The sequence below is a fragment of the Streptomyces turgidiscabies Car8 genome (assembly GCF_000331005.1).
GTDB classification, from domain to species: domain Bacteria; phylum Actinomycetota; class Actinomycetes; order Streptomycetales; family Streptomycetaceae; genus Streptomyces; species Streptomyces turgidiscabies.
The window spans coordinates 1-18001 of sequence record NZ_AEJB01000451.1 but is presented as its reverse complement, the minus strand read 5'-3'; the positions used below and the strand labels follow the sequence as shown (position 1 = coordinate 18001).

General features: G+C 72.3%; 11 protein-coding genes and 1 pseudogene. 3 read left to right on the top strand and 9 right to left on the bottom strand.

Features of this window, described 5'->3' with window-relative positions; translation table 11 throughout:
* Window positions 1–136: 136 nt before the first annotated feature.
* Window positions 137–322: pseudogene (locus STRTUCAR8_RS50545) on the top strand (zinc ribbon domain-containing protein); the annotation flags it as partial.
* A 73-nt stretch (window positions 323–395) separates the two neighbouring features.
* On the opposite strand, the gene STRTUCAR8_RS32750 reads toward STRTUCAR8_RS50545, so the two are convergent.
* Window positions 396–941 carry a lamin tail domain-containing protein gene (locus STRTUCAR8_RS32750; RefSeq protein WP_006380497.1) on the bottom strand — a complete coding sequence of 182 codons (546 nt, stop codon included), beginning with the start codon at window positions 939–941 and terminating at the stop codon, window positions 396–398.
* A 512-nt stretch (window positions 942–1453) separates the two neighbouring features.
* On the opposite strand from STRTUCAR8_RS32750, the gene STRTUCAR8_RS32745 reads away from it, so the two are divergent.
* Complete coding sequence (locus STRTUCAR8_RS32745; RefSeq protein ID WP_006380500.1) at window positions 1454–1771, top strand: hypothetical protein; 318 nt, start codon at window positions 1454–1456, stop codon at window positions 1769–1771.
* 47 nt (window positions 1772–1818) lie between these two features.
* Window positions 1819–2226 carry a hypothetical protein gene (locus tag STRTUCAR8_RS51405; protein ID WP_006380492.1) on the top strand — a complete coding sequence of 136 codons (408 nt, stop codon included), beginning with the start codon at window positions 1819–1821 and terminating at the stop codon, window positions 2224–2226.
* A gap of 30 nt (window positions 2227–2256) precedes the next feature.
* Here STRTUCAR8_RS51405 and STRTUCAR8_RS32735 read toward each other — a convergent pair whose 3' ends face one another.
* The 8 genes from STRTUCAR8_RS32735 to STRTUCAR8_RS32700 all read right to left on the bottom strand — a co-directional run.
* On the bottom strand, window positions 2257–3600 hold the full coding sequence (locus STRTUCAR8_RS32735) for an alpha/beta fold hydrolase (RefSeq protein ID WP_006380490.1): 1344 nt from the start codon (window positions 3598–3600) through the stop codon (window positions 2257–2259).
* A gap of 211 nt (window positions 3601–3811) precedes the next feature.
* The gene (locus STRTUCAR8_RS32730) at window positions 3812–4372 is read right to left on the bottom strand and encodes a hypothetical protein (RefSeq protein WP_044473304.1); all 561 of its coding nucleotides are present in this window, start codon (window positions 4370–4372) and stop codon (window positions 3812–3814) included.
* An 85-nt stretch (window positions 4373–4457) separates the two neighbouring features.
* Window positions 4458–6293 carry a hypothetical protein gene (locus tag STRTUCAR8_RS32725; protein ID WP_006380501.1) on the bottom strand — a complete coding sequence of 612 codons (1836 nt, stop codon included), beginning with the start codon at window positions 6291–6293 and terminating at the stop codon, window positions 4458–4460.
* A complete protein-coding gene (locus STRTUCAR8_RS32720) occupies window positions 6290–8497 on the bottom strand; it encodes a serine/threonine-protein kinase (RefSeq protein WP_006380499.1) in 2208 nt (735 codons plus the stop codon). The genes STRTUCAR8_RS32725 and STRTUCAR8_RS32720 overlap by 4 nt, the downstream gene beginning before the upstream one ends.
* Window positions 8491–11331 (bottom strand): hypothetical protein, encoded by a 2841-nt coding sequence (locus tag STRTUCAR8_RS32715; RefSeq protein WP_100247732.1) that lies wholly within the window; start codon window positions 11329–11331, stop codon window positions 8491–8493. The genes STRTUCAR8_RS32720 and STRTUCAR8_RS32715 overlap by 7 nt, the downstream gene beginning before the upstream one ends.
* A gap of 2 nt (window positions 11332–11333) precedes the next feature.
* A complete protein-coding gene (locus STRTUCAR8_RS32710) occupies window positions 11334–14864 on the bottom strand; it encodes a tubulin-like doman-containing protein (protein ID WP_006380498.1) in 3531 nt (1176 codons plus the stop codon).
* Window positions 14865–14973: 109 nt separating this feature from the next.
* Window positions 14974–17349, bottom strand: coding sequence for a VWA domain-containing protein (locus STRTUCAR8_RS32705; RefSeq protein ID WP_006380496.1), 2376 nt, complete (start codon window positions 17347–17349; stop codon window positions 14974–14976).
* Window positions 17350–17493: 144 nt separating this feature from the next.
* On the bottom strand, window positions 17494–18001 hold a 508-nt coding region (locus STRTUCAR8_RS32700), incomplete at its 5' end, for a Pycsar system effector family protein (RefSeq protein ID WP_006380495.1).

Sequence of the window (18001 nt, the reverse complement as noted above, 5' to 3'; positions counted from 1 at the left end):
CGGGATTCATTCGCAGTGCTCCGGGGTTCACCCCGGGGGTGAAGCGAATCTGATGCTTGCGACGCGGAGTGTCGCGGTGTCGTTCCGGCGGAGCCGGACTGTGCTGCGGTGACGGTGAAGGTTCGGCCTCAACGTCCGGGAGTGGACCTGTGCCGCCTGCGGCACGGTCCACGACCGGGACCACAACGCCGCACTCAACGTGAAGACGGCCGCCGGACTGGCGGTTACAGCCTGCGGAGCGCCGGTAGGACCAGAACGTGTTCTGGCACGGCGCGATGAAACAGGAAGCCACGGATTCCCCACCGGAAACCGCGCCGCGTAGCGGCACGGCAACCGGTAGAGAAGGCCAGAATCCTCGCCTTTCAAGGCGAGGACCATGTCAATGGTTTGGTGCGTCAGCGGCGGTTGTCGCCGTGGTGACGGTTGTCGCCCTGGTGGCGGTCGTCGTCGTGGTGGCGGTTGTCGCCGTGGTGGTGGTTGCGGCCCCAGGACTTGTCGTCGATGAAGCGGCCGTGGTCGTTGCGCAGGGTGGCGGTGTCGGCGTGGTTGTCCCACACGTAGTTGCGGCGGTCCTGGAAGAGGTCGGTGCGGGTGTCGCGGCCCTCACCGGTGTGGATGCGGACGGTGGAGCGGCCCTCCAGCCTGTAGTGGTGGAAGGTGTAGGTGCGACCGTCCTTGTTCTGGAGGGTCCAGCCGTCGAGGTTCACGGTGTGGCGCTTGGTGTTGGTGAGTTCCACCCACTCCCTGTTCAGGGAACGCTGGGAACGGTCCTCACGTCCCGGGGAGGCGTACTGCACCGCCGAGATCTCCACGCTCGGGCGGTCCGGGCGTGCGCCGCGGTCGGCAGCCGACGCGGGCAGCGACACCGCCCCGACCAGAGCGCCGGCCGCGAGCGCGGCGGCGGCGAGACGACGGGCAGTGACAGAAGAGGAAGCGGACAAGGAATTCTCCTGCGAGGTGCGGGCGCCCTCCCGCCGACGGCCTTCGTGGCCGCCGCGGGAGTGGATGCGGTGTGCGGGTGGCGGCCGGCTGGCCGCACATCCGCACTCTGTCCCCCTGGGCAGGAGTTGGGGAGGAAAACTGCACCGTGTTACCTATTGACCGCATTTCCGTGACTCTCGAATGCAACGCCCATTTATGTCACCTCTGCGGTCGGTTGACGTCCTGGAAAGCCACGCGCTCTTACGGGCCTTGGGGTGTGTCCTCTGTCCGCCATGGCGCGCCACCTCGGCCGGAGCCGATCCGTCACCCGAAAGTGAGCAACAAAGTGAGCAACAAAGTGAGCAACAGAATGAGCGACAAGTGGGGGCGTGTCGGCCGCCGTCTGCTGTTCACACGAGGTGATGAGCCGCCGATGGAGCCGTCAGCGTGATGTACGGCCGCAGCCGCAACCGGAGCGGTACCGGCGGGACTCTGGACCCGTATCCGCAATTCGCCGGTGAAGGAGACAGAGATGACCCCCTGGAGCAACGAGAACCTCAGTTCCTGCGCGTTCGTCGATCCCTATGCCGTGTGTCCCAGTGACAGCGCGTGGCCCACTCCGGCCCAGTCCTGGGACGACATCGACTACTTCCTGCCGCCGCCCAACCCCGCCCACCGCCTCGACTACCCCCTCCCCCCGCATGACCAGCGTCGCCTTGCCCTGCACGCGGCGCTCACCGCCGCCGGTATCCCCCCGATGCCCGAGGACCGGGCCGTCATCAACCAGCTCAGCGCTCTGCCGGCGGACGTCAACAACGTTCTGCAGCGCTGGCTGCACCACACCCTGTAACCGGCGGAGCGCCCGTCCGTCCTCGACAGGTGCGGGCAGGAGAGGCCGTGACCGATCCCGGCCCGCGAGTGACACCGAGGCCGGCGTCCGTCGCGGCAGGCGAGGACATTCCCGCTCCCGGGGTCATCGGCATCGGACTCGCCGCGGTGCTGACGTTCGCGCTCGCCCAGGGTTCGTGGCAGTGGTTCGCCACGTTCATCGGGGTGACGCTCCTCGCGGTGATCCTCGCCTTCCACGCGCCGGTCCTGGCTGTTCCCGATGCCGGGCACGCGCAGGAGGCCCAGGTCCGCCAGGCCGTCGCCTGGTGCCTGGCGGCCACGACGACTCTGGGGCTGCCTCTGTACGGGCTTGGGGTGGCGGTGCTGGTGGGGGCGGCTGCGTGGTTCCGCGACCGGGACCGGGACCGGGACCGGGGTCGCGGTCGGTCCCGGTCCCGGTCTGGTCCTGTCGGCTGATGAGGTCGGCTGACCGGAGTGCTCACCGCCTCACGGCAGGATCGGCAGCACCCCGCAGTTCGAGGTGGCCGGCTTTCCCGACAGTCGGTCTGTCAGCCAGTTGACCGCGCTTCCCTGGTCGGCGAGGAGGGGAGTGACGTGGTTCAGAAGGGGGCTGATCACGCTCGGCAGGATCACCGGCACGTACGTGACGTTCGCGCCCTTCGCGCACCAGTCCTTGGCGAGGCGGCGGGCCTGCTTGTGCGGGACCAGGTTGTCGCTGATGCCCGTTGCGACGCGTACCGGGCCCGAGGGTTTCAGGGTGCCGATGCGCTGGCTGTTCAGGAAGGTCTGGAGAGCCGGGGTGGACGCGATGATGTCGGAGAGGGACTCGCCGTCCGTCGTCCACTTGGTGCTCTTCGCGTAGCCGTAGTGCAGCAGGGCGTCGCCCACGCACATCGTCGACAGGTCGGTCATGGCCGCCTTGCCCGCCGCGTTCAGGTGGGCCTCCGCCAGCGGTCTCAGGGTGGGGTCCGACTGGAGGAAGCCGTTGAGGGACCAGCCGAGCGCGCCCGCCAGTTCGCTTCCGTCGATCGCCTTCGTGACCGCCGTCAGGTCGGCCGGTGGGGCACCCGAGTAGGTGCCGGCGAGGGTGATGTCGGGGGCGTAGGAAGGCTGGAGCTCCGCTGCCGCCGCTGTCGCTCCGCCGCCCTGGCTGTAGCCGAACAGGCCCACCCGGGAGTCGGACGTGACCGAGGTGCCGGGGAGGGAGCGGGCGGCGCGTACCGCGTCCAGTACCGCGTGGGCCTCGTCGAGCCGGTTGACGTACGTGTGGAGACGGTCGGTCGCGCCCAGGCCCGCGTAGTCCGTGACGACCACGGCGGCGCCGGTCGCGAGGAGGCGGTAGATCGCCACGTCCTCGTAACCGACGGACACCGTACGGCCGTTGAGGAGCAGGGGGTGCTCCAGGCCCATGGACGCCGCGCACTGGTCGCCCTGGCCCATCGTGCCGGGGGCCACCGCTACGAGCGGGCGGGCGCCGCCGCCCTTCCAGGCGGCCGTCGGTTCGATGTACGCGCCGGTGACCGCCACCGGGGCGCCGTTCGAGTCCGTGGACTTGTACATCAGGCGGGTCGCCCGGCCGGGCAGCGGGCCGTCGAGGGTGGGAAGGGAGATGGCCAGGGGGAGTGGTTCCGAGCGGACCACCGCGCCGTCGGCGGCGGGGAGCGTGGCCGGGGGCGTGTAGAACGCCGGGATCTCCACGCCCCCGGACACGACCTTCTCCGTGGAGGAGGAGGCGTCCGAGGCCGTGGCTGTCGTGTACGAGAGAACCTGAGCGCCCAGGCAGGTCGCAGCGGTGAGCGCTGCGGCCAGGAGCCGTCTGCGTGCGGGCATGGCGAACCTCCTGTGAAGTGGGGCAGGAAGCGATGAGGAACCGGGAGACGCCAAGAGGCCGCCTCTCCCTACTGATTGGTTCGCCAGGAACGTACCTACTGGTCGGTTACCTCGGGTAGCGGTTGGAAGGTTACGGTTGAGTAACTTGACTCGCTGTCTAATTGGGGGAACCGGACGTCACCGGGCGCCGGGCGACGGTGGCCGGTTTCGGTCAACAGCCCGTGGACCTCGGGGCGAATTTCAGCGGGGCCAACCGGTCCGCGGCGGCGGCCTCGTTGTAGGTCGCGTGGGTGACCTGGTACCAGACGGCGTCCTTGGCCTTGTCGCCGTTCACGTCGTCCAGGCTCACGCACCAGCGTTCCTGCCGCACGACCCGCGTGTACGTCTCCGTGCCGCTGCGCACCTTCGTGCACTTCTGGGAGCTCTCGGTGGTGTACCAGGTGCGCGTCTTCTTCTTGCTGCCCGTGCCCGTACGCGACGTGTGCCTGACCTTCTCGGTGGTGAGCGCGCACTTCTTGACCAGGTGCGGGCGTGTGGCCTTGGCCGTCTTGCGCGTGATGTGGCGGACGGTGCCACGGAGACCGGAGACGGTGGTCGGTTCCGGACTGGGCTGCGGCGCGCTGTCGTACTTGCCGCTGCCATTGCCGCTGCCGTTGTTCCCGCCGGCGGAGGAGTCCCCCCGCGAGGCGTCGTTCCCGCCCCCGCACGCGCCGAGTCCGGCCATGAGGACCATCGTCAGACCGGCCACCATCAGGCGTTTCCTGCTGGGCATGTTGTGTTCCCCGTCCGCTGCTGTCTCAAAAAAGACGGTCAGCGTACCTCCCGGCAGGGGTGCCTCCCTCGCATCGGGACTTCCCTCACATGGCGATCACCACGATCGCGATGAGTACGACGATCATCGTGGTGACACACGCCCCGATCACACAGCCCACGTCGCTCGTCAGCTTGGCGAGGCCGGAGAGGGGAGTCGGAGACTGCGGCGTGGTGGTGATCGGGGGCGGGAGAGCGGTCGGCTGTGATCCGGCCGTGCGGAGCAGCACGTCGCGCAGGATCTGCTGCCAGACCTTCGGCGGCAGGTCGGGGACCTCGCCGTTCGTCGGGGAAACGAGCGTCCGCGAGAGCCAGTTGGTCCAGACGGGGTGCGGAGCCCGGACCATGGTGTACAGCATCTCGTGCAGGTCGTGCAGGTACTCCTCCTCGCGGGCCAGCGGGGCCACGGCCCAGGAGAAGAGATGCGCCGCCCGGTCTGCCAGGGCCGTGCCCGACATGGACTCCCCGGTCTGTCCGTGGGGTGTCAGGTAGAGATGGTTGCGGAGCACCTGCGCGCACAGGTCCTGCTGCATCTGCCGGGGGCGGGTCTCGCGGCGCTGGGGGTTTCCCAGTTCGGACAGCAGCAACTCCACCGATCTCGGCGGGAGTTCGTCGGACTGGAGCAGCTCGTGGAGCAGTACGTCGTCGGGCGCCTTCTGCAACTGCGCCATCAGGATGCGGTGTTCCACCTGGCCCCCGCGCTCGTCACCGCGCAGGTCGTCATGGAGTTGGTGATGTCGGTGAAGCTGGTAGGTGGATGGGGGCTGGGGTGCGGGCCCGGGGTCGGGCTGCGGCTGGGGCTTCTCGCGCTCGTGGCGCCGTTCCGTGGGCGGCGGTTCCTGTGATGGCCGTTCCTGCGGCGGCCGTGCCTTCGGCGTTTCCGTACGGGGGGCGCCCGGCCGGTGTTCCGTGCGCAGGATCCTCTGCAGCAGGTCCCGTCGCCGCTCCCAGTCCATCGTCGCGCCGCCGCGCAACTCCTTTGTCAGCTGGGGCACGCCCGGGGGAGCCCCCCGATGGGCGAGGAGGTGATCGACCAGGCGGGACGCCGCCCGGTGTTCGAAACGGGCCTCCGCCGCCCTGCCGCCCATCACCCTGGCCAGGGGACCGGAGCCCCCGGTGTCCTGTTCCCAGCGGGGGACGGCCGTCAGGCGCAGGGGGTGGGTGTCGACGGTGTCGTAGGTCGCGAACGTCCAGTCGTGGCCGGGCCAGTCGTCGAAGAGGAGGAACAGGCCCAGGTAGACCAGCGAGGCCTCGTCCTGGGTCGGCCAGCCCGTCGGCCTCTCCTCGCCCACCAGCAGTGACACCCGTTGCGCGGGGTCACGCAGCCACTCCGCCGTCGCCATCATCAGCGCGCCCCGCACGCTCTCCAGCCGGGCTTCCATCTTCGGCAGCCGCTCGTACGCGATGTCGGCGAGGTGCGCACAGTCGATCACCGACTTCGGGCCCGTGGCCCGTTCCGCGAACTCCAGGGAGCTCCAGCCGCCGTACGCCAGGCCCAGACACCGGCGCATGTTCAGGGTGGCGGGGGTGCCCGTCAGGACGTGGCTGGCCGTGCTGGGGCGGCCCGCACGGTCGGTGGTGGGCCAGCGCCGGACGAGCAGGACCTCGCCGTCGTGGGACAGGGTGCGCACGACGCTGGGACGGGCCGCGCCCGGGCCGGACACCCACAGCAACGGGCCCAGTTCGCGGCCCAGTCGCTCGGCCCGCTCGGGCGGGCAGGAGTGGGCGACAGCCTTCATGCCGGTGCCCTGACGGCCCTGGTTGCCCTCCCACCGGAAGACGATCTGATGCACCGAGGACGCCGACAGTATCGAGGACGTCTCCTGGAACTGGCTGAATTCGCCGAATTGGTTGGCTTGGTCGAATTGGCTGAATTCGCTCACTTCTCTTCTCCTCCCCGCTCCCGTTCCTGCTCCCGCTCTCGCCGCCGGTCGCGTTGCCGCCCCGGTCCTCCGGCTCCGCGCGCGCCCGGTACGCGCAACTCCCCCTCGGCGGGGCCCTCCACGGGTACCGCCTCCCAGGCCGCCGACTCGCCCCTCGCGAACGCGTCGGGGCCGCCCGGGACGTCGATCAGGCCGTGCATCGCCAGCAGGGAGAGCAGCGGTTCCAGTACGCGCCGGGGGGCCGCGCCCGCCGGATAACGGCCCTGGTCCTCCTGGCCGCCGGTGGCCGACGCGACGTGCAGGGTGCACCGGCGGATCGCGTCGAAGGGGCGCAGCCAGGCCTGGCCGGCGTGGCGGCGCAGGAACGCGTGGACGTCCTGGCTCTCCTCGCGCAGCACGGCGGGGTCGAGGGTGGTGAGCGGCCCCCGGGCCAGCCAGCGGTCGACCGGGGACTGGAAGCGCAGCAGGTCAGCCTTGCCCAGCACCATCGTGGCCGCCACCTCCAGGTAGGGGCCCGTCTTGGGGAGCCGGTCCAGGACGGTCGCGAAGGCGAGGTCGCCGTCCCGGTTCACCTCCACGCCCCCGCGTTCCCTCGCGTGGTCCAACTGCGGTACGGGGAGCGCCAGAAGCGGGTCGACGACGAAGACCAGGGCGTCCACCCCGAGCAGGAACCGCAGGGCCGCGTCCGTGCGTACGAGATCCTCGCCGCCCAGGTCGAAGAAGGCGACGGGACGTACCTGGCCGTGGGCGTCGGTGATGAGGAGGGACTCGACGAACCGGGCGAAGCCGTCCAGGCCCACGCCGGTGGTGTGGTCGAGGACCCGGCCGTTGCGCAGGGGCTGCACCCGTTCCCGTACGAACCGGGCATGCTGCTCGGGGTTGACGGACTGCCAGGAGAGACCGAAGGGTTCGAGGCCGCCGTCGGTGATCTCGGCGATCATCTGGGTCAGCAGATGGCTCTTGCCGGTGGAGGACTGGCCGACCATCGCGACCGTCAGCGGACGGCCGTACGTCAGATACGGCACGGGGATGAAGTGCTCGGGGAAGTCCGGGTCCGCCGCGCACTTCTGGACGGCGCCCCGCATCACGTCCTGGCGGCGCAGTTTGCCCACGCCCGCCAGGTTCAGGGGCTGGTACTGCATCCGGCTGTCGGTGACGTACAGCGCGCTCAGGTCGAGCTGGATGGTCTCCAGGCAGTACGGGCAGAGCACCTCGCTCTCGGTCAGCCCGCTCGCGGGGCCGATGCCGGACGGGGGCGCGAGGGGCGCCTGGCGTTTGGCGCGCAGGGCCTGTTCGAACGCCTCCCGGTCCTGGCGGGTCCCGTCGGGGGGCGGGTGGACGGTGGCCCGGCGGGATGTTCCGGGGGCCAGCAGGTCGAGGAGCTGGGCGGGGGACGGGCGGGCGGTCGCCCGGGGGGCGAAGGCGTCGCGCAACGTCTCGTCGAGGACCCGGTGTTCGGCCAGGTCGGCGGGGGACCCGTCGGGGTTGCCGGGACGGCCGGTCACCAGGCGGTAGAGGACCTGGGCCGCACTCCACACCGCGTCCCGGGAGTCGATGTGGCCCTCGCCGCGCCGCTGTTCGGGCGAGGAATAGGGGGCGTGGCCCCATGCGGTGCGCGGCCGGCCGGCGTCGGCCACTCCCTCGAGTCCCCAGAGCTGGAGGGAGGCGCCGTCCCAGAGCACGGTGGCGGGCGAGATGCCGCGCGGGACGAGGCCCTGGTCGTCCAGCAGGCACAGGGCGAGCATCAGGTCGCGAGTGAGGACGCGTTGGTCGGTCGACGACATGACGTGGGTTCTCGCGGCGGTGGCGCCGCGCGGTGGGTCGTAGAGGAGGAACGGCTCGTCGGTGTCCAGTTCGTAGCCGATGAGCCGGGGGAAGAGCGGGGCGAACTCGGTGCCGTCGACCAGCCGGTGGAGCCGCAGGGCGGTGCCCGCCTCGGTGTCGAGGAGGGCGCGGGCGGCCGGTGTCGTCGCGTCGGCGGCGGAGAGCCGCACCTGTACGCAGCGCTGTCCCTGGCGCCGGTCGTCGAGCAGGGCGTTGCGGATCAGCGGGGGGAGTCGCGGATCGCGGCGGGACTCGGGTCCGAAGCGGACCCGGGCGACGCGGCGGCGGCCGGAGGGGGTGCTGAAGCCGAGCTTCGCGTCGGCGGGACCCTCGGGGCCCGCCGGACGCTCCGGCCCGGGGTGGGCGGTGCGGGTCACCATCGGTCGCCGTCCGCTCGGTCGTAGGAGCCGTCGTACGAGCCGTCGTACGAGCCGTCGTGCGGGCTGCCGTACGGGCCGTCGTACCCCTCGCTGTCGTCGGCGCCGTCGTCGCGGGGGCGGAAGGTCTCCACCACGCCGGGGCGCAGCGGGGTGAGCCGGAGCAGGCCCGCGTACCGTCCCGACGATGTCCACTCCACCTCCTGCGACCGGTCCGAACCGTTCGTACGCCAGGCCTTCTCGACCTCGTCGCGTACGGCCAGGGGCGCGAACCTGATCCAGACCGCCGCCGCCGGGTCGCGGCTGAGCAGCGTGCTCTGGTCGGGCGAGGACAGCTGGACCACGGCCTGCCGGTCGGTCTCCGCGCCGACCAGTTCGGCCAGCCCGTGCGGGTCGGTGCCCAGCAGGTTCGCCGAGGTGGCGCGGGTACGGCGGGGTGCGGCGAACGGCGGCGGGGCCAGGACCCCGTTGTGGCGGAGGTGCCTGCGGGCCGTCGACAGGAGTTCGGCGACCCGTCCCTCGATACGGGTCGCGGCGAGCGTGCCGGCCTGGCCGCGTTCCACGGCGCCCCAGTAGGACCGCATCGCCTCCAGGGCGGCGTCGGTGAGGTCGGCGGCGAGCGTGGCGACCAGCTCGGGCCCACCCTCGCCGGTCTCCCGGTCCAGCCAACGGGGCGTCCCCGCACCGCCGTTCGTCTGCGGCGAGTCCGGCGGGGCGGGGTGCGGTGCGGGGGCGGCGGACGGGGATACGGGGGGCTCGTCGGGGTCAGTGGCGTCGTCGGGGTCGTCCCAGGGCGGGGCGTCCGGCCAGGCGTAGGCGCTCATCCAGTCGTCGTGGCCGCCCTTCTCGTCGGCTCCGTCGGCAGTCCCGTCGCCGGCCCCCGAGAACGCGTCCGGCGTGCTCGACAACCAGTCGTCCGCCGCCGAGCCGTACGTCCCGTACATGCCGTTGCCGCCCCCGACCGTCGCCCGCTCGGGCTCGGGTACCGCCTCGGCCTCCGCCGCCGCTGCCGTCGCCCGCAGCACTCCGGCGACGGAACGGGCGGCGTCCGCGCAGTTCAGGCGCTCCTCGACGGCCCAGTGTTCCCGGACGCCCTGGGCCAGCAGGGCGTCGAGGCCGGCGAGGGTCCGGCGGAGTGCGGCGGTGGCGTGGCCCGGGGCCCAGGCGTCGGCCGCCTTACGCCAGATACGGCGGGCCGTCTCCGCCGCCGCGCAGAGGCCGAGGAGCAGGCCGGACGTGCCGAGCCAGGGTGCGGGGTGGGTCGCGTACGCGAGCAGCGCGCCGGTCAGGGCGCCGCCGGCGGCCGCGACCTGTGGGCCCACGGCCCACCGGACGGGGCGGACGGGGCGGCCGGCGCGGTCGGTGCGGTCGGTGCCGCGCAGCCGGGATGCGCCGAGCAGCGCGGTGGTGACGAAGAGGAGGGGGATGAGGAGGGCGAGTGCTTGCAGTGGGGGTTGCCAGAGGGCGCCCAGGAGGGCGGCGGTGAAGGCTGCGGCTGCGGCTGGTGCACCGGGGGAACTGTCGGGTGTCGGGTGCGGGTCCGTCGTGGCTGGTCGCGCAGTTCCCCGCGCCCCTGAAAAGCCCGGGTGCGGGTCCGTTGTGGCTGGTCGCGCAGTTCCCCGCGCCCCTGAAAAACTCGGGTGCGGGTCCGTTGTGGCTGGTCGCGCGGTTCCTCGTGCCCCTGGAGGAGTCGGGGTGGTGTCGAACTCGGTTAGTTTTCTTGCCAGGGTCGAGCCTGGGATTGGTTCCACCTGGCCGGCCAGGGTGGTGAAGCGGTGGGCGACCGAGCGTAGGGCGAGGCCCTGGGACAGGAGTTTTTCGGCGTATTCGCGCAGGCTCTCGCCGATCCGGTCGCGCATGCCCTCCGCCGTGGGCACCCGCAGGCCCAGGTCGGTGAGGCGGGCCGCTGCCTCGGCCGTCGAGGTCGCCGTGCCGGTGCCGCTGCGCAGGGCCCTGCCGACGAGGTCCTGGTAGGCGTCGAGGGACTGGCGGGCCTGGTTGAGGTCGGCCTCGAAGGCGGTGCGGCGTGAGGGGCGCAGCAGGCCGGGGAGGGTGCGCAGGCCGGCCAGCGCCTCGTCGGCGTGGTCGAGGGCGTCCGCGCAGGCCCGGTAGGTGTCCTCCGCCGCGCCGTCCGGCTGCCGGTGCCGTTGGTCACGGCCGCCGCGCCCCGTCGCCAACGCCCTCAACGGGTCCGGGAGTTCGGCGCCGGACCCGATGGCCGTCGGCGGCGTGTGGTCGGTGTCGTGGCCCGCGAACCGGGTGAGCGCGTCGCGCCAGGCCCGGTCGCGTGTCTCCGGGGGCAGGTCCTGCTCCAGGAGACGTACGCCGGGTGCGGCGACGGCGTCGGGCAGTGCCGCCAGGTCCTTCAGGACGCGCCGGAAGACGTCCGGGACCGACAGGACGTCGACGAGGACGGCCAGCGCGTCCGGATCGTCGGGCGCGGGCCGCTCCAGTGCCGTGCGCGAGGAGCACAGGTCACCGGCCCACAGGATGGCCGTACGGTCGGTGCGCAGTACGGCGGGGCGCAGGAGCCGCCGGTCGGGCCGGAACGCCTCGTCCTCACCGGCGTACGAACCTGGCGCGCTGCCCACCAGCAGGACCAGGATCCTGACCTCCCCCATGGCCCGGTAGGCGGCGAGGAGTTCGTACTGCCGCTGGTGGTCGGTGAGCCCGGCCGGGGTGTCGGTCACCAGGAACAGCGGGTCGTCGGGCTCCGGTTGACCGGCCTGGGCGAGTCGGCGGGCGACGCGGGCCCGGAGTGCCTGGGGGGTGTCGAGTGCCGCCGCTCCCGAGCGCAGGTCGAGGGGGACGACAATGGGGCCGTTGCCCATGGGCATGCTCACTGGGCGTCTCCGTCCCAGGGGGAGCTGTCGTTGTCCCGGCGGCCGTACCGGCGCTCGTCGGGGTCGTCGTCGGGCTGGTCCCAGGGCGCGGAGGGGCGCTCGGTGCCGTGCGGGGACCCGTTGACGCGCCCGTCGCCACGACGACCTGTACTGCTACGTCCGTCGGTGCCGCCACGTCCGTCGGCGCCGCCGTACCCGTCCGGGTCGCGGTACTTGGCGCCGTACGGTTCGCCGTACCCCTTGCCGTTCCTCCCGTACCTGTCGTCGTCATCGTTGTCCCGGTCGAGGTCGGGGCGGTTCTCGTCCGCGTCGGACGACTGGCGTGCCGTACCCCAGTCGTCGTCGTTCTCCTCGTCGGGTCGGCGCCGGGGCGGGGGCGGGGTGCCGCCGCGGACGTGTTCCAGGAGGGTGCGCAGGGTCGGCTGGACCGCGCGCTGGTCGCCGAACTCGGTGTCCAGGGCGGCCGGGAGGGTCTCCGCCCAGAACTCCCAGAGGGGGCGTACCCAGCCCTCGACGCGTTCGCCGTCCCGTTCGCGGCGCTCAGTGAGCAGCTCCAGCTGGCGCGGGGCGGTCTTCTCGACGAGTTCGACGAACAGGGGGTGCGGGTCGCTGCCGCTTCTGGTCAGGCCTGTCGGCTGGGCGCCCATCAGTTCGCGGCAGTAGTCCTCGACCGTGCGCTCGTCGTCGAGGACGGTCCAGCGTTCGTAGGAGCGCAGGAGTTCCGCCCAGCTCGACACCCCGCCGGGGAAGTCGCCCAACCGCAGCCGTACGCCCGGGACTTGGGGCCCCTCCTCGGGGTGCAGGCGCAGCCGGACGCGTTCCGGGGACGTGCTCTCGCCGTCGACGACGTCGACCTGGCCGTTCCACATGCAGCACAGCAGGCGGTGCAGGATGACGCGGCGGTCCTCCTCGCCGCTGACCATCCAGCTGTCCCGGTAGCCGACCCGCTGGCGCCAGCGCAGCACGTCCTGGGCCTGCTCGTTGTCCTTCGCCCTGGCCCACTGGCGCAGTACCTTGCGGGCCTCGGGGACCTGGGTGAGGCTCATCTCGCTGCGGAACAGGACGACCGTGACCGAGTCGCTCTCGACTCCCCGGTACTCGACGGAGTTCCGGGCGTCGGAGGGGAGGCGGAGCGCCTTGCCGAGGTACTGCTCGACCTCGTCGACGGCCTCCACGCGCGGGTAGGTGACCAGCACCCGCAGGGGGCCGGTGCCCTCCGGGGTGAAGCCGACCGGCAGCAGTCCGGCCAGCTTGCGGCCGAACAGGTCGAGGGCCTCCTTGCTGACCTGGTCGGTGGCGTCCGAGTCACCGGCCGCGGCGGCCAGCAGGGTGCTCATGGACGGCAACAGGGGGCGTTCCTCCAGCCGTTCGCCGCCCTCGGCGAACAACCGCGTGATCCTGCCCTCCAGTTGTGCCTTCACGATCGACACCGCGTCGTCGGGGCTGCGCCGGCTGATGCCGTGGACGTCGCGCCAGGTGTCGCCGGAGACCAGTTTGAGCAGCAGCGCCGCCGCGTCCTCCGTCTCGCGCAGTCCCTCGCGGCGGATCAGCCTGGTCACCACGTCCTCGTAGAAGTGGTTGAGGGTGCGCTGCGGCGGCAGCAGGTACGAGATACCCGTGCGGTCCTCGTACAGTTCGAGGCCCTTCTGCTGCGAGACCTTGCGTTCCTGGTCGCTGTGCGAGCGGAAGGCGCCCACGAGCCGGGCGATGTCGGCGCCGGCCGTGTCGGCGGGCGCCCGCCAGTGCTGCTGCTGTTCGCGCCAGGCCTCGTGCCAGATGGTCCGGCAGCGCCACTGGTACCAGGCGTCCTGTTCCCGGAGCACGGCCTGGACGTCGTCGTCGCCCCAGCGGGGCGGTGAGACGCCGGCCAGCCTGCCCTTGATGCGGGGGATCTTGGGCGGCTGGTCGGTCATGCCGGCGGGGCGTTGCGGGGCGCGGGAGCGGTTGTCCAGCATGCCGAGGAAGCCCAGCCGGGCGATCGGGTCGTCGCTCTCCGGCATGCCCCGGACGACCCGGTCGGCGTGGAAGGGGTCGACGCTCAGCAGGAGTTTGTCGATGGCGGGGCGCGGCGAGAACCGGTCGGCCATCACGGCGGCGGAGCGTTCGGCGATGGACCGCAGGTCGGCGAGGAGCCGCTGTATGTCGGAGATCCGCTCGCCGAGCGCCGCCTCGACGGCCTTGCTGCCGCGCGGCAGCGGGTCGGGGTCGAGGACGGGCAACTGCCTGCGTTCCCACAGCTCTTCGAGGTGCGAGTCGGCGAACAGCTGGCGGATCACCGGCACCGTGCTCTCGCGCAGCGCGGGCCGGGGCCGTTCCACGAGGTCGGTGACCGCCTCCCGGAGCATCCGGCCGGCGACCAGGTCGGCGAGCTGGTCCATGGGGACGGTCATCGAGGCGACCAGGCTGGTGGAGACGCCCTGGCGGCCGATGCCGGTGGGGGAGAGGGCGCTGCGGTGGACACCCCGGTTGATGAAGCTCGCGGCGAAGGTCTGGAAGTCGTCGTCGCCGCCCGTGCTGCGGCCCCGGGTGCGGGTGTCGCCCAGTTCGGTGCCGATCAGCGACATCACCAGGGAGACGATGGAGCGGCGCAGGTCGTCGGGGCGGATGCCGGCGGTCGGGCTGAACAGGAACGAGGTGGGCAGGATGCCGGTCCGCAGCCGGATCGGCTGGGTGCCGGGGTAGCGGACACCGAGTCCGGCGGTGTGGTCGAGGTCGCCGATCTCGGCGCCCTCGGTCGGCGCGTTCTGCCCGTCCACCAGCCGGAACAGGTCCACGAGGGCGCGGGCCGCGTTGAGTTCGGCCTCGCGTCCGCCGCCGGTGGCGGAGGAGAACGACGACGGCATGACGACCAGCGGGTAGATCTTCACGCCGTTGAAGCCGCGCAGCTGGAAGGCGTGGTTGATGAGGTGCAGATAGTCCAGGAAGATCCCGGCGCCGGTCCCGCCGGCCACCGAGAAGGCGACGAACACATCGCAGCCGGTGACCTTTCCGCCGCCCAGCTCGGCCAGTTCGCCGCCGGCTCTGGCCATCGAGTCGATCGCCTGGAGCAGCGGGGTGAGGACGGGCGCGAGGCCGTGCCGGAGTGTGGCGAACAGGGCGGCGCGTCCGACGGTGGGCAGTTGTCCGGCGCCGTTGTGGAGGGGGGTGACGCGCGGTTCGTCGGTGCGCGGCGGCAGCCAGTCGGCGACCTCCGCGCGCATGCTGGCCCGGAGCATCTTGGTGACCTCGGGCGAGCTGTCGAAGTTCGGCAGCAGGTCGTGGGTGGCCCGTGAGGTACGGGAGTAGGCGGCGCGCAGTGACGGGTCGACGTTGAACTGGGGCAGCCGCATCAGGTCCGACTCGCTGTAGTCCGCGTACACGAACTGGAGGCAGTCGGGCAGTTGGTAGGGGGCGCTGCCGCTGAGCCGGCTGAGCGCCGAGCCGTCGGGGCCGCACAGTTCGGCGCGCAGTCTGCGCTCCAGCTCGGCGCCGACCAGGCCGCCGGTGCCGCCCAGGCCGACGAAGAGCATCGGCTGGAAGATCTTCATGGGTTTCCTCCCCGCTCACGGCCGCCGGGCCGCGTGGTCGTGCTCGAAACGTTCGTGTGGGTGGGCGTGGTTGTGCGTGTGGGGGCGGGTGCGCGTGGTGGTGCGGGTGTCACAGGTACGTGTCGTCGTAGGCGCTCGTGCCGCCCTGCCTGTCGGGGTCGGTGCCGTGCGGGGGACCGGCGGGAACACCGGACGACGACGAACCGCCCGTCCAGTTGCGGGAGTTGCGGGAGTTGCGGGCGCTGCGGGTCTCCTCGCCGAGGGCGAGGCTCAGTCCCTCGGTCAGCCGGGCCGGGCTGTTGGCCGACAGCGGGGTCCGGCCGCCGCCCCGACTGCGCAGCACCGCGCCGCCGTTGGGGTTGCGCCGGACGGCGTACGGGCCGTGTGCGCGGCGCTCGATGCGGGGGCTGATGTGAGCCTCGGCGACGCCGAACTCGTACCACTGCTTGTGTCCGTGTCCGGCGATGTGCGGCTCGCCCGGCAGGGGCTCGCCGTGCTCGTCGAGCAGCCGCAGGACCAGGCCGTACGGGTCCCGGCGGGTGTGGCGCAGCCGGATCAGGGCGAGGACCCCCGCGGCGGACAGGGCGATCAGGACGACGCCGGTCAGGACCGCCCACCACCAGTCGTCCCAGAACTCCTCCCAGACCCCCGGCTTCGGCTTCACCTCGACCGAAAGCGGGGTCCGGACGAGGCGGCGGCCGTCGTCGGTGGTGTCCACGACGGTGACATCGCCCGCGAGGAGCAGTCCGTCGTCGGTGAGACGGTCGCCGAAGACGTCGGCGGGGGCGATCTCGACGGTCACCTCGCGGGTCCCGGACTCCCCTGCTTTCAGGGTGAGTTCGGCCGGGCTGACCGTGAGCAGACCCGCCTTGAGGTCGGTGACGGACAGCCTCAGGGTGTGCGCGGCGTCGCTCGTGTTGTGGACGGCCAGCGTGCCCGTGACCTTGCCGCCGGGGTGGGAGGAGGCGGCGGGCAGGTCGAGGGCGGTGGTGACGGGCAGCTCACCGGGGGCGACCAGGCCGCCCTCGCTGCGGGTGTCGGCGCTCAGGCCGGCGGCGGTCAGCGTGGCGCTCACGTTCAGTGCCCCGTCGGCGGACGCCGGGATCCTGGTGGTGCCGGTGAACGAGCCGTCGCTCGCGTTCGCGTCCTGGCCCTTGCCGTTGTCGGCGAGGGCCAGCGGGAGCGGGTCGAAACCGGCGCCGGTCAGCTCGCTCCTGACGCGCAGGCCCTCGTAGTCGCGCGGGTCCTCGATCTGGTAGCCCTCGCGGGTCTGGAGCCGCATCGTCACGGTGACCTGGTCGCCGGCGCGCGGGGACGGCGGGTCCATGGTGACGGCGCCGCGCAGTTCGCCCTGCCACAGCACGCTGACGGCGACGGGCTGCGAGCGGTGCCCTTCCGGCGCCTCGGCGTGCACCTTCCACACGCCGGGCAGCGGGTCGACGATCTTCAGCGCCTCCACGGTGCCGTTGCCGCCCGCGAGTTCGAAGCGTGACTTCCGGTAGGTGCCGGAGGTGGGTACCTCGTGGCCGGCCGGGTCGGTGTAGGTGATCCGCACCTGGGGGTCGCCCTTGTCGACGACGATGCTGCCCACGGTCGCCAGCGGGGAGATGCCGATCTCCATTGTCGCGGGCGGGCGTTGGGCGGTGGGGCCCGCCTCGTGCCGCATGCAGTGCGCGGCGGCGAAGATCTTCTCCAGCGTCGTCCCGACGTCCTTCGCCCCCTCGACCTTCTCGGCCTTCGGCCTGGCGGAGGGCAGGGCGACACAGCCCTTCTGGTAGCCGCCGGCCGCGATCCGGGCGAGCTGCTTCTGGTCCGGCTTCGGCCCGAATCCGAGCGGCCAGATCTGTACGCCCTGGGCGGCGGCGTTCGCCAGCTCCAGCGTCAACTGCCGTTCGCCCTCGGCCTTCCGGTGCGCCGGGTCGCCGTACTGGGGGCTGTCGTCGACCTCCATGATCCCGTCGGTGAGCAGGAACAGCACCCGGGGTGCCGAGGAGTCCGTGTCGGTGGTGAGTTCGTGGACGCCCTGGCGGATCGCACTCGGGAAGTCGGTGCCGGTGCCCTCGCCCTTCTTCCGCTTGCGCAGTTTCCCGACGCAGGCGCCGGCCGTCTCGCGGCCCGCCGCGTCCAGCGTGGTGCGCGGGCACACCGGGTCCACCGCGCTCTGGCCCGCCCCCTCGGCGGCGGCGAACCCGAAGACGGTGATCCGGGATTCCGAGGACACGTCACCCAGGGCGATCCGTGCGGCGGCGGCCTTCTCGGCGGCCATGTCCGCGTCCGCGAGAGAGGCCGACTCGTCCACGGCGACCGCGTAGTTGACCGCCGGGAAGGCCGGTTCGGACTCCGCCACCGGTAAGACGTCCCGCCCGGAGTACCGGCCCGGGGACGCCGACAGGGATATGAGCACCGCGGCGGCGCCCAGCACGGCGAGCGCGGTGCGGCGCGCCCGCCCCCTTCTTGTCCTTCGTACTCCGTTGACTCGTCCCACGGCCGTCCCCTGTTTCCCGTTTTCCGGTGTTCCTGGATCGTCGTCACTAGGTGCGCGCCGGTTGCGTGGTGCGCGCGGATACGTCGTGATAGGTGAAGTTCCGGTCCCCGGCGCGCCCCCCGAGCGCCCCCCCTCGACCGGGCCTCAGCGCGCCGTCATGCTCCAGGCCAGGGCCAGCGCCGCCGAGGGGGCGAGCGAGCCGACGCCCCAGCGGATGGCCCGGTACTTGGCGGAGAGGATCGCGCTGACGTCGACGGCCTGGACGAGCAGCCACCCCGCCGGATCGCGCCCCGCCTCCGCGACCCGGGCGGCGAGCGTCGTGAGGTCGCGGCGGGCGCCCACCAGATCGCCGAAGTACGTCACCTCGTCCGGCCCCTCCCGGACCGTGCCGGTGCGGGGCATGAGCGCCCCGACCAGCGCGGTCACCGACACCGCCCAGAGGAGGCCGGCCAGGATCAGCGTCACGTCGGCGGGTCCGTGCCAGCCGGGGGCGCCCTGCCAGCCGATGAGGAAGGCGGGCAGCGCGAGCGTCCCCGACAGCAGCACCGCCGCCTTCGAGTCGGCCCGCCCGAGGTCCTCCCTCACGGTGCTGAGCAGCCGTTCGGCGACGCGCTCGCTCACGCGTTCCCCGGAACGGTCGGGTGAACGGTCG

Coding starts and splice junctions, on each gene's coding strand:
- STRTUCAR8_RS32745 (WP_006380500.1), top strand. CDS start 1,454: ATGACCCCCTGGAGCAACGAGAACCTCAGTTCCTGCGCGTTCGTCGAT.
- STRTUCAR8_RS32735 (WP_006380490.1), bottom strand. CDS start 3,600: ATGCCCGCACGCAGACGGCTCCTGGCCGCAGCGCTCACCGCTGCGACC.
- STRTUCAR8_RS32730 (WP_044473304.1), bottom strand. CDS start 4,372: ATGCCCAGCAGGAAACGCCTGATGGTGGCCGGTCTGACGATGGTCCTC.
- STRTUCAR8_RS32720 (WP_006380499.1), bottom strand. CDS start 8,497: ATGGTGACCCGCACCGCCCACCCCGGGCCGGAGCGTCCGGCGGGCCCC.
- STRTUCAR8_RS32715 (WP_100247732.1), bottom strand. CDS start 11,331: ATGCCCATGGGCAACGGCCCCATTGTCGTCCCCCTCGACCTGCGCTCG.
- STRTUCAR8_RS32710 (WP_006380498.1), bottom strand. CDS start 14,864: ATGAAGATCTTCCAGCCGATGCTCTTCGTCGGCCTGGGCGGCACCGGC.